This is a genomic window from Thermoanaerobacter wiegelii Rt8.B1, from assembly GCF_000147695.2.
GTDB lineage: Bacteria > Bacillota > Thermoanaerobacteria > Thermoanaerobacterales > Thermoanaerobacteraceae > Thermoanaerobacter > Thermoanaerobacter ethanolicus.
The window spans coordinates 1,681,854-1,694,352 of sequence record NC_015958.1; the positions used below are offsets into that span (position 1 = coordinate 1,681,854).

Genomic DNA, 12,499 nt, shown 5'->3' on the forward strand with positions numbered 1-12,499 from the left:
TATGGGTTTCTTTCTTTTTAGCCATTTTTTATCTTTAGCATCTCCTTTTCACAATTTTGTAATTCTATTAAAAGTTGCCTTTCTTTATCTATATCCCCCAACATATGAGCTTCATTGATGGCTCTTTTAATCTTTTCTCTTTTAACTGCCAAACTGTTAATGAGAATCTTGTTTATAATATCATCAATAGCTTGTTCAGTAATATTTTCACTCTCGTAAAAAGCTTTAATAATATCGTTAAAATCAGATATGAGATTTTCGTCTTGTAATAAATAAACAATATCATTTATTTGAGTTTTTTTCCCATCCTCCAACCTTGACATTATTTCTTCAAAAATTGGCTTTAATTTAACATTCTCTAGCATATCGGCAGTAATTGTTTCTTTCACCCTTTTGTAAAGATTATTATCATACAGCAGCAATGCAATTAAGTACTTTTCTGGTGATATTTTACTACTGCTACTGTATATATTATGCCTTATCTTGCCAGCCATATACATATTTTTTTGATTTTTTTCAATTTTCCTATTGACAAAGCGAGCAACCTCTGTTCTCACTGCATTCTCAGATATTTGAGCAACTTTAGCCACTGAAGAAATATAGACTTCCCTTTTCACTTCATCAGAAAGTTTTGCAATATCTTTTGCAATTTTTTTAACATATATTATTCTATCTTGAGGGTTATCAAGGTCGAGATTTTTTCTATATACCTTTGCTTTAAACTCAATTAAACTATCGGCATTTTCTATTAATTGATTAAATGCTTCTACTCCTTCTTTTTTTATAAACTCATCAGGGTCTTTCCCATAAGGAATAGTCAGTACTTTTATATTTAAATTCAATTCATCAAGAATGTCAAGTCCTCTTAATGCGGCACTAATACCAGCTTCATCCGCATCATAAGCAATTACAACATTTCCTTTATACCTTTTTATGAGTCTTGCTTGGTCCCCTGTCAAAGCGGTTCCTAAAGATGCTACAGCACAATCTATTCCAGCTTGGTGTAAGGAAATAGCGTCCATGTATCCTTCTACAATAATAAATTTGTCTTGTTGAGTTTTTTTAGCAAAATTTATTGCAAATAGCGTTTTGCCTTTTTTAAAGACCTCTGTCTCCGGAGTGTTTAAGTATTTAGGCAAACTATCATCAATAGAGCGGCCTCCAAAACCTATAACATTACCCTTTACATCTATAATAGGAAACATTACTCTATTTCTAAACCTGTCGTAATAGCGGTTATTTTTTTGAGACAAAAGTCCCGCCTTTACCAGAAAACTTTCTGTATAGCCTTTTTCCTTTAAAAAATTTAAAAGTCCATTTCCTTGAGGTGGTGAATAACCTATTCCAAATTTTTTTATCGTTGCTTCTGTCAAACCTCTTTTTCTTATATAAGCTAAAGCCTGTCTACCTTCTTCAGAAAAAAGCTTATTATAAAAATACATAGCTGCTAATTTATTTATTTTATATATTTCGTCAATAAGCTTCTTTCTTCGGTACTCCTGATCACTTAGTTGGCTTTCTTCAAGAGTTATTCCCACTCTATCTGCTAAAAATTCAATTGCTTCTTTAAAAGTCAAATTTTCAATATCCATTATAAAAGTAACAACATTTCCACTGGCATTACAGCCAAAACAGTGATAAACCTGTTTTTCTTGACTGACCATAAAAGATGGGGTTTTTTCTCTATGAAAAGGACACAGACCTTTAAATTCTTTTCCCGCTTTTTTTAGTTCTACATACTCTGATATAACATCTACTATGTCATTTGCTTCTATGACCTTTTCAATCATTTCTCTTGAGTAAGCCATCAATATCACCTAATTATTCTATTCGACAAAAATTGTTAAATTCCTCTTTACCAAATTAATTTATTAGTAGCGACCAATATATATTCGACAAAAGATTTAAAAATCCTTCTTTGGTTTTATTAAATTTTTATTAAAATCAAAAAATATTTTGCTCAAACCAAGGACTGGGCAAAAAAATCTCTTTGTATTTTAAAAGAGCATATTTGTCTGTCATACCAGCAATATAATCAGCAACAGCTCTTTCTCTTCCATAAATCTCAGCAAGTTTTATAAATTCTTGAGGCATCTTGTCAATATTGTCATAAAAGTAATAAAACAATTGCTCTACTACTCTTTTGGCTTTTTCCTCATCTTTTTTAGCTTTTGACCCAATATAAACTTTTTTGAATAAAAAATCCCTCAAGCTATAAGTAGCCTCATAAATCTCTTTACTCATTGAAACTCTTGGCTTCCCTAAGCTATTATTTATAACATCTTTTACCATTGTATCTATTCTCTTACTATGCTTATCTCCCAAAATTCCTATTAAATCTTTTGGCAAATCCTCCGGCTTTAAAACTTTTCCCCTTATTGCATCATCTATATCATGATTAATGTATGCTATTTTATCAGAAATTTGTACTACTTGTCCCTCTAAAGTCTGAGGATTTCCTGCGGTAGAGTGGTTACATATGCCATCCTTAACTTCCCAAGTCAAATTAAGACCCTTTCCATCATTTTCTAAAACCTCAACCACTCTAATGCTTTGTTCATTATGTCTAAAGCCATCTTTTAAAAGTCTATTTAAAACTTCCTCACCAGAATGGCCAAAAGGAGTATGTCCTAAATCATGACCTAAAGCAATAGCTTCTGTCAAATCTTCGTTTAACCTCAAAGCTCTTGCAATTGTTCTTGCGATCTGAGCTACTTCTAAAGTATGAGTTAGCCTTGTTCTATAATGGTCACCTTCTGGAGAAATAAAGACTTGTGTTTTATGGCTCAATCTTCTAAAAGCTTTGCTATGAATAATCCTGTCTCTATCTCTTTGAAATTCTGTCCTTATATCGCATTTTTCCTCTTCTTTATCCCTGCCGCGAGTTTCACGGCTTTTTGTCGCATAAGGAGAAAGCAGCTGATATTCTAATTCCTCTGTAATTTCTCTAATTTTCATTTGACCACCTAGCCTTTTTTAATGGTGGTAAAAATAAAAACCCATAAAGGGTTTTTTCATTTCTAAATGCACTGTCTTTTTTATTTAGCCATCATTATAGTCAATACCATAGACAAAATTATAAACAACGCCGCCGCTATAGTTGTAAGCCTTTCTAATGTCCCCTCCATAGTTCGAGCTTTATTTTTCCCAAAAAATGTTTCTGCTCCTCCTGCAATTACACCAGAAATACCTGCACTTTTGCCCTTTTGTAAAAGTATAACTACTATCAAGAAAATGCTAACCAAAATTTGTATAACCATAAGTACAGTTTTTAGCATATTTACACCGCCTTATCTCTAATTTTTGCTCTGTCAAAAACACAATACCACATACTATATTATATCATAATGTATCTCTTAATCAAGAGGTTTAATTAAAAAGTGTGTGTCAAAAGTTAATAGTTGCCCGCCTCCGCTATCCTTGGATTCGGCCCCGCTTCCGTCTTTCGGTCTCGCTAAGTTTCCCGGCACTCAACTGAACGGGCTGGTCCTTTCTCTTATTCTCCTTTTTTAAAATTTTCGGTTGAGTGCCGGGCTGTCAAGTCGCTTCTCTTGTGCAAAATGTCAGCAATATTACCTAACTTATAATTTTACACGGACTATTAAAAAAGGGAACCCATTTGGATCCCCTTTTAATTACTTTTTTACATTGTAAAAAGCATTTTTGCCAAGATATTGAGCTGTGCTTCCTAAAGCTTCTTCAATTCTTAAAAGCTGATTGTATTTTACGACTCTGTCAGTTCTTGCAGGTGCTCCAGTTTTAATTTGCCCTGCATTTACTCCAACTACAAGGTCTGCAATTGTTGAATCTTCTGTCTCTCCTGAGCGGTGAGACACAACAGCTGTATATCCTGCTCTTTTTGCCATTTCAATAGCATCAAGAGTTTCTGTTAAAGTTCCTATTTGATTGAGTTTTATAAGGATTGAATTTGCTACTCCCATGCTTATACCTTTTGAAAGTCTTTGAGTATTCGTTACAAATAAGTCGTCTCCTACAAGCTGTATCTTCTTGCCTAATCTTTCAGTCAATAGTTTCCATCCGTTCCAGTCTTCTTCTGCAAGACCGTCTTCAATAGAGACAATAGGATATTTGTTAACAAGTTGTTCCCAAAAATCTACCATTTCTTCGGGGGTTCTTACAATTCCTTCTCCTTCAAAATGATATTTCCCATCCTCTTTATAAAGCTCTGTTGAAGCAGGATCTAATGCTAATACTATATCTTCTCCTGGCACATATCCCGCTTTTTCTATAGCTTCCAATATGACTTGTATAGCTTCTTCATTTGAGGTAAGGTTGGGAGCAAAACCTCCTTCATCACCAACTGTTGTACTTAACCCTTTAGAATGTAACACGTTTTTCAAATTGTGATAAACTTCTGAACACATTCTTAATGCTTCACGGAAGTTTGGAGCACCAACAGGCATTATCATAAACTCTTGTATATCTACATTGTTATCAGCGTGTTTTCCACCGTTTAATATGTTCATCATTGGCACAGGAAGAGTTTTTGCATTTACTCCACCAATGTATTGATACAAAGGTAAACCACATTCCTCAGCTGCTGCCTTTGCCACTGCCAAAGATACCCCTAAGATAGCATTTGCTCCTAATTTGCTCTTATTGGGAGTTCCATCTAGTTCAATCATCGCTTTGTCAATTGCTACTTGGTCTTGTGCTTCCATGCCAATTAGCTCAGGAGCAATAATGTCATTGACATTTTGAACAGCTTTTAGCACTCCTTTTCCCAAATATCTTGATTTATCTCCATCTCGTAACTCAACTGCTTCAAAAGCTCCTGTAGAAGCCCCTGAAGGCACAGCAGCTCTTCCTACGGCACCGCTATCTAACTCTACCTCTACTTCAACTGTGGGATTTCCACGGGAGTCAAGTATTTCTCTTGCAAAAATATCAATTATTGATGACATGACAATTTCTCCTTTCTTTTTAAATTTTATTTTAAATTTTATCTTCTTCCAATGATTAAAGATTTACCCGTCATCTCTTTAGGAACTGGTAGTTTCATTATGTCCAAAATTGTAGGAGCAATGTCAGCCAGTATCCCATCTTTTCTTAAATCAATATCTCCCTCACCTATAACAATAAATGGAACTGGGTTTGTAGTATGAGCTGTCTGTGGCTCTTTTGTCGCAGGGTCAATCATCTCTTCCGCATTGCCATGGTCAGCTGTTATAATTATTGTCCCTCCTACACTTTGAACAGCATTTACTATTCTTCCAAGGCACTCATCTATTGCTTCAATCGCTTTTATTGCAGCATTTAAAACTCCTGTATGCCCTACCATATCAGGATTTGCAAAGTTTAAAAGAATAAAGCCATATTGATCTGACATAATCTTAGGTATTACAGTATCTGTAACCTCATAAGCGCTCATTTCTGGCTTTAGGTCGTAAGTAGCTACTTTAGGCGAAGGAACTAAAATTCTTTCTTCCCCTTCATTTGGCTCTTCTACGCCACCGTTGAAGAAGAAAGTCACATGGGCGTATTTTTCTGTTTCTGCAATTCTAAGCTGTTTAATCCCTTTTTTACTTAAGTATTCACCAAGAGTATTCTCCAGTCTTTCTGGCTTATACGCCACATGTATGTTTTCAAAGGTTTCATCATATTGCGTCATAGACACAAAGAATACAGGCAAATACCCTTTTTCTCTTTCAAAATGGTTAAATACCTCGTCAATAAAAGCTCTGGTAAGTTGCCTTGCTCTGTCAGGTCTAAAATTGAAGAATACTATAGAATCCCCCGCTTCTACCGTAGCAACTGGCTTTCCATTTTCTAAAATTACCGTTGGTTCTACAAACTCGTCAGTTTGGTCTTTTGAATAAGCTATATCTATTGCTTCCATTGGTGAATTAACATAAACACCTTTTCCCAACACTATTGCATCATAAGCCTTTTTAGTTCTATCCCATCTTTTGTCTCTATCCATTGCATAATATCTTCCAGAAATCGTTGCAATTTTTCCTATGCCAATCCTGTTTGACTCTTCTTCAAACTGCTTTATATATTCCTTTGCACAAGCGGGTGGAACATCTCTTCCATCTAAGAAAGCATGAATATATATTTCTTTTAACCCATGTTCTTTTGCCAATTTCATTAAAGCAAATAAATGAGTTATGTGGCTGTGAACCCCTCCATCTGACAAAAGGCCAAAAAGATGTAGTTTTGAGTTGTTTTTCTTTACATTTTCTATCGCATCTAAAAATTCTTTTTTCTTAAAAAAGGTACCTTCTTTTATATCTTTACTAATTCTCGTAAGTTCTTGATATACTATTCTTCCCGCTCCAATATTTAAGTGCCCTACTTCTGAGTTTCCCATTTGTCCCTCAGGAAGTCCTACTGCAAGGCCACTGGCGGAAAGAATCGTATGGGGATAGTTTTTAAAGTAAAAATCTAAATTTGGAGTATTAGCTTGATATACTGCATTTCCTTCTTTTTTGTCTGATAGTCCAAACCCATCCAGTATAACTAGCATGGTTAATTTTTCAGGCATATAATCCTCTCCTTAATAATTGACAATCTTTGCAAAATCTGATGCTACAAGACTTGCTCCCCCTACTAAAGCCCCGTCTATATCGCTCTCTGCCATGAGTTCAGAAATGTTCTCGGGCTTTACACTCCCCCCATACTGTATCCTAACTAAACTTGCTTTTCCTTTTCCATAAAGGGAAGCTATAGTATTCCTTATAGCTTTTATCACTTCATTGGCATCTTTAGCTGTAGCAGTTTTGCCAGTACCTATAGCCCAAATTGGCTCATAAGCTATTACTACATTTACAATATCATCGTGGGAAACACCTTTTAAAGCCTCTTTAGTTTGATTTAAAACTACTTCAAAAGTTTTTCCTTCTTCTCTTTGAGAAAGAGATTCTCCTACACACACAATAGGACTTAAGCCGTGAGATAGAGCGGATAAAACTTTTTTATTCACCATTTCATCAGTCTCACCAAAATACTGCCTTCTTTCAGAGTGGCCTATTACAACATATTTCACCCCAATCTCTTTAAGCATTAAAGGTGAAATTTCCCCCGTATATGCGCCCTTTTCTTCCCAAAACATATCTTGTGCTCCGAGAAGAATATTAGTACCTTGAATTACTTTATTTACCTCTGTCAAGTCCACAAAAGGAGGTATTACTACAACTTCTGCTTTTGCATCTTTCACTTGAGGTATCAATTCCTCAACTAACTTCACCGCTTCAGAAGGGGTCATGTGCATTTTCCAGTTACCTGCAATTATTGGTCTTCTCAAAACAAACACCCCTTTACTTATCATTTAAAACATCAATTCCTGGCAATACTTTGCCTTCCAAAAACTCTAGAGAAGCTCCTCCTCCAGTAGAAATATGAGTGACTTTATCCGCATATCCTAATTGCTCTATAGCAGCTGCAGAATCACCACCGCCTACTATAGTAGTACCTTTGCATTCACTCAAAGCTTTCGCAATAGCCTCTGTACCTTTTGCAAACTCAGGAATTTCAAAAACTCCCATAGGCCCATTCCACACTACTGTCATGGCGTGTTTTATCACTTTTGAGTATTCTTCAATAGTCTTAGGTCCAATGTCTACTCCTATTTGGTCTTGAGGCATTTTGTCTATATCGACTACTTCATAAGGTACGCCTGATTTCAATTCTTTAGCAATAACTGTATCAACAGGAAGCATCAAATTAACACCTTTTTGCTTAGCCTTCTCCATTAATTCTTTAGCTAACTCTATTTTATCCTCTTCTAAAAGCGACTTACCAATTTCATATCCTTTTGCCTTTATAAAGGTGTAAGCCATACCACCGCCAATTAAAAGGCTATCTACTTTTTCTAATAGGTTTGTTATAACCCCTATTTTGTCAGAAACTTTAGCTCCTCCTAATATAGCGACAAATGGTCTCTTTGGATTTTCTAAAGCTTCTCCCATAATAGTAAGTTCTTTTTCAATTAAAAAGCCTGATACTGCCGGCAAATAAGCTGCAACGCCTGCTGTAGAAGCATGGGCCCTGTGAGCTGTGCCAAAAGCATCATTTACATATATATCTGCTAAAGAAGCTAACTCTTTTGCAAATTGAGTGTCATTTTTCTCTTCTTCTGCGTGGAATCTCACATTTTCTAAAAGCAATACTTCTCCTTCTTTTAATGCAGCTGCTTTTGCTTTAGCATCATCTCCAATTACATCCTCTGCCATAATGACTTGTTTGCCTAAAAGCTCTGACAACCTTTTTGCAACAGGTTTTAAAGAATATTCTGGATTTACTTTGCCCTTTGGTCTTCCTAAATGGGATACCAGTATTACTTTAGCATTGTGATTTATTAAATACTCAATAGTAGGAAGTGCTGCTTTTATACGAGTGTCATCTGTTATATTTTTGTTTTCATCCATAGGCACATTAAAATCTACTCTCACTAAAACTCTTTTTCCTGCCACATCTATATCACGCACTGTCTTTTTCATCACAAAAACCTCCTTATATTAGGATTTAAAGGTCCGGTCCACAAAGGACACGGACCCTTTATTACTTAGAGTCTGTCAGCAATATATTTTGCAAGGTCAACAACTCTGTTGGAATAACCCCATTCATTGTCATACCAAGAAACAACTTTCACTAATGTTCCTTCAATTACCATTGTAAGAGGTGCATCAACTATAGAAGATCTGTCGTCTCCTTTATAGTCCATTGAAACTAATGGCTCTTCAGAATAACCTAAAATGCCTTTCATATATGTTTCAGAAGCTTCTTTTAATGCTGCATTAACCTCTTCAACTGTAACAGGTACTTCAACTTCTGCAACAAGATCAACAACAGATACGTCTGGAGTTGGAACCCTCATCGCAAAACCATTCATTTTTCCTTTTAATTCAGGAATTACTAAGTGAATAGCCTTTGCTGCACCTGTTGTAGTAGGTATTATTGACATAGCCGCAGACCTTGCTCTTCTCAAATCGCTGTGAGGTAAGTCAAGTATTCTTTGGTCATTTGTGTAAGAGTGAACTGTTGTCATCATACCTTTTTTAATGCGGAATTTGTCGTTAATAACCTTAGCTATTGGTGCTAAGCAGTTGGTTGTACAAGAAGCATTTGAAATTACATGATGGTTAGCTGGGTCATACATGTTTTCATTAACACCCATAACAATTGTTATGTCCTCATTCTTAGCAGGTGCAGAAATTATAACTTTTTTAGCTCCAGCATGGATGTGCTTTATAGCATCATCTTTGTTTGTAAATCTTCCTGTGGATTCAATTACAATGTCTACTCCTAATTCTCCCCATGGAAGCTTTGCAGGGTCAGTTTCTTTGAAAATTTTAATTTCCTTGCCATTTACAATTAACGCATCATCCGTATAAGATACTTCTCCTTCAAATTTACCAAAAGTAGAATCGTATTTTAATAGATGAGCCAATGTTTTTGCATCTGTTAAATCGTTGATAGCTACAAATTCAAGGTCAACATTTTTCTTAAATGCAGCTCTGAATACATTTCTTCCAATTCTTCCAAAACCATTGATAGCAACTTTAACACCCATTATGTATTCCTCCTTGATTTTTATTTTATAAACACCTGAAAAGGTGTTTTAAACAATTTTTAAAATCTCAAAAGCAGCTCCTTCATCAGTGACAAGCACTTGTACATTGCCACTTCTGCAAGTAGAAACAATAGCTTCTGCTTTACCTTTTCCGCCAGATACTGCTATTAAATTTTTAACAAACTTTAGGTCTTCTAAAGTCAGAAAAATACTTGGTGTAGCATAGACTACTTTCCCTTCTTTATCAAAGTAATAGCCTAAAGCTTCAGCTGTAGCATTGTTCCCTTCTAAAAAATCTCTAATATCTTGTGGTAAATTCCTTCTCTCTGCCATTATATCTGCGCGACCTATTCCAAATATCAAAATATCTGCTTTTTTCAAGGTTTCTACCACATCTTTTATATCCGGCTCTTTGATGAGACTCTTTACCGCCTCTTTGCCTAAATTGTCCGGCACGTGCAACATCTTGTATGTACCGCCAAGTTTTTTAGCTAAAATTGAAGCGATTGTATTTGCCTGCTTTTCTACTTCCCGGCCTAATCCACCACGGGCTGGCACAACTACTATGTTTGATTGGGAATAAAGTTGAGGCATACCATTTGCAACTTCTAAGACAGTTGAGCCACCCGTTAAGGCAATTATACTGTCGTATTTTATTATTGTTTTTAGGTAATTAGCTGCAGATTTGCCTAACTCTTTTTTTATCATGGAGTCTTCTTCAACATCACCTGGTACTACTATAACTTTTTCTACCTGTAGCTTGTCTTCTAAAAGATTTTCAATGTTATTTAATCCTTTAAGCTCATGAATAAAATCTTTGAGGTTTTCAATAAGTTCTTCTCCTTCTTTAGTAATTGTCATTCCCATCGGATTTATATCCACCAAACCTTGAGCCTTCAAAAAGGATACCTCACTTCTAATTATTCGTTCCCCCATATTCAACTGGTGTGAAAGTGCCCTTCGCCCTATGGGTTGATTAAAATATATGTTTCGCATTATAGTATATCTCTTTTGAAGTAAATCTATTAACTCTGGTACTATCTTTTGTTGTAAAGCTATAATATCTTTCATGCCATTTCCCTCTTCAGGACGGTTAAAGTCCCGTTATTCTATAAATGTCCCACATTTCATAAAAAGTATTTACATTAACTATTTTATACTATTAATAAAGCTTTTTCAATAGCCTAAATGGGCATTTACATGCCCATTTAATATCTTCTTCTTTTGATAGTAGAAGGAATGTTGCATTCCTCTCTATATTTTGCCACTGTTCTTCTTGAAATATTAATATTTTTTTCTTTTAAAATATCCGCTATTTTCTGGTCACTTAAAGGATTTGTTGGATCTTCTTCTTCGATCAATTTTTTTATGAGATTTTTAATAGTTTCAGCAGAAAATTCATTCCCATTTTTATTAGAAATTCCAGATTGAAAGAAAAATTTTAGTTCAAAAAGCCCTCTTGGAGTCGCAACATATTTCCCATTTATAGCTCTGCTGACAGTAGATTCATGGATACCTACAATATCAGCAATTTGTTTTTGTGTCATAGGCTTTAAGTAATTGATACCTTTGTCAAGAAAATCCCTTTGTAACTCCACTATTGCTTTAACTACTTTATACAAAGTTTCTTTTCTACTTTCTAAACTCTTTATAAGCCACATGGCTGATTGCAGTTTTGAATTTATATATTTTTTAGCTTCTTCATCATGGCTATTTAAAATAGAATGATAGTAATTATTAATCTTGAGCTTAGGAGTGACTGAATCGTTTACTATAACAAAATACTCTCCCTCTCTTTTTATTACCTCCACATCTGGTACAATATATCTAACATCTGCTGTAGAAGAAAAGCTGCTTCCCGGTTTAGGATTGAGTTTTTTTATAAAATCTACAGCTTGTTGCACTTCTTTTAGGGAAATATTATACAACTTTGCTAAGTATGAATACTTCCCCTCAGCAATTTCCTCAAGATGATAGTCTACCAATTCTTTTACAATGCCTTTGTAACTATCTTGGGCTAAAAGCTGAAGTTTTAAACATTCTTGCAAATTACGTGCTGCAATTCCTGGGGGGTCAAAAGATTGAACTATAGATAATCCTTCTAATACCTCTTCTTCAGTACATTCCAGAATTTCCGCAATATCTTTTATATCCTCTCTCAAATAACCACTCGGACTTAGACTAAATATTATATATTCACATATTTTCTGGATTTTAGGAGAAACAGGGGTTATGTGAAGTTGGAACAAAAGGTGGTCAGTCAAAGAAGGCTTTGTGGACACAAAGTTTTCATAATTGACTTCTTCTATTTCTTCATCATCGGAATCATCATAATACATTCTCTCTTCTGTTTCTCGTATATATTTAGCCAACTCAGTAAAATCATTAGATTCATATATATCTTCTTCGATAACTTCTTCTTTTTCAAGAAGAGGATTAGTCTCTAATTCCTGTTCTATAAGAGCATTAAGTTCTAAGGAATTTAATTGTAAAATCTCAATAGCCTGTTTTAGTTCAGGAGTCATTATAAGTTTTTGAGTTTGTTGAAGTTTTAAATCGAATTCCATCCTCATATTCATGCACCCTCAATCGCTATTAATAAATTAACTCATTAAAATAGTAAAACTATTTTTTAATTATTATATCACATTTAAACGTTTTATTGAATAAAAAAAAGAGCAACTAATAAATCCGGAAATCCCGATACTCCCCTTTGTAATCCGACCATCTTTCTTCTACATTATCTACTTTTGCCCATCTCAAACCTGTTTTAATAAAATTTATCAATTCTTTAATACTTTCCTCTTCCCCTTCTGCAACAACTTCTACACTGCCATCATAAAGATTTTCCGCATAACCTGCAATTCCCAAAGAAACTGCCTTTTGATACACAGAATACCTCAGCCCCACCCCTTGCACATGTCCGGTTATGCGCAAGTATACAGTTTTTTTCATAAAAATACT

At 34.8% G+C, this 12,499-nt stretch carries 11 protein-coding genes; all 11 read right to left on the minus strand.

Annotated features, from left to right (window positions below; genetic code table 11):
• Nucleotides 1–17 precede the first annotated feature (17 nt).
• The 11 genes from dnaG to THEWI_RS08465 all read right to left on the minus strand — a co-directional run bounded on the left by dnaG (nt 18) and on the right by THEWI_RS08465 (nt 12,490).
• Entirely contained in the window at nt 18–1,808 is a 1,791-nt protein-coding gene (dnaG, locus tag THEWI_RS08415; RefSeq protein WP_014063087.1) for a DNA primase, read from the minus strand.
• A 136-nt stretch (nt 1,809–1,944) separates the two neighbouring features.
• On the minus strand, nt 1,945–2,958 hold the full coding sequence (locus THEWI_RS08420) for a deoxyguanosinetriphosphate triphosphohydrolase (protein ID WP_003870194.1): 1,014 nt from the start codon (nt 2,956–2,958) through the stop codon (nt 1,945–1,947).
• 80 nt (nt 2,959–3,038) lie between these two features.
• Nucleotides 3,039–3,278 carry a preprotein translocase subunit SecG gene (secG, locus tag THEWI_RS08425; RefSeq protein WP_003870195.1) on the minus strand — a complete coding sequence of 80 codons (240 nt, stop codon included), beginning with the start codon at nt 3,276–3,278 and terminating at the stop codon, nt 3,039–3,041.
• A gap of 357 nt (nt 3,279–3,635) precedes the next feature.
• Nucleotides 3,636–4,925: a phosphopyruvate hydratase gene (eno, locus tag THEWI_RS08430; protein ID WP_003870196.1), complete on the minus strand. Its 1,290-nt coding sequence runs from the start codon at nt 4,923–4,925 to the stop codon at nt 3,636–3,638.
• Between the two features lie 38 nt (nt 4,926–4,963).
• Nucleotides 4,964–6,508, minus strand: coding sequence for a 2,3-bisphosphoglycerate-independent phosphoglycerate mutase (gene gpmI, locus THEWI_RS08435; protein WP_014063088.1), 1,545 nt, complete (start codon nt 6,506–6,508; stop codon nt 4,964–4,966).
• Nucleotides 6,509–6,520: 12 nt separating this feature from the next.
• The gene (gene tpiA, locus THEWI_RS08440) at nt 6,521–7,267 is read right to left on the minus strand and encodes a triose-phosphate isomerase (protein WP_083820926.1); all 747 of its coding nucleotides are present in this window, start codon (nt 7,265–7,267) and stop codon (nt 6,521–6,523) included.
• Nucleotides 7,268–7,280: 13 nt separating this feature from the next.
• Nucleotides 7,281–8,462 (minus strand): phosphoglycerate kinase, encoded by a 1,182-nt coding sequence (locus THEWI_RS08445; RefSeq protein ID WP_014063090.1) that lies wholly within the window; start codon nt 8,460–8,462, stop codon nt 7,281–7,283.
• A 65-nt stretch (nt 8,463–8,527) separates the two neighbouring features.
• Nucleotides 8,528–9,535 (minus strand): type I glyceraldehyde-3-phosphate dehydrogenase, encoded by a 1,008-nt coding sequence (gene gap / locus THEWI_RS08450; protein ID WP_003870200.1) that lies wholly within the window; start codon nt 9,533–9,535, stop codon nt 8,528–8,530.
• Between the two features lie 48 nt (nt 9,536–9,583).
• A complete protein-coding gene (locus THEWI_RS08455; RefSeq protein WP_014063091.1) occupies nt 9,584–10,606 on the minus strand; it encodes a sugar-binding transcriptional regulator in 1,023 nt (340 codons plus the stop codon).
• Nucleotides 10,607–10,743: 137 nt separating this feature from the next.
• On the minus strand, nt 10,744–12,108 hold the full coding sequence (rpoN, locus tag THEWI_RS08460; protein ID WP_003870202.1) for an RNA polymerase factor sigma-54: 1,365 nt from the start codon (nt 12,106–12,108) through the stop codon (nt 10,744–10,746).
• A 109-nt stretch (nt 12,109–12,217) separates the two neighbouring features.
• Nucleotides 12,218–12,490, minus strand: coding sequence for an acylphosphatase (locus THEWI_RS08465; protein WP_003870203.1), 273 nt, complete (start codon nt 12,488–12,490; stop codon nt 12,218–12,220).
• Nucleotides 12,491–12,499 lie beyond the last annotated feature (9 nt).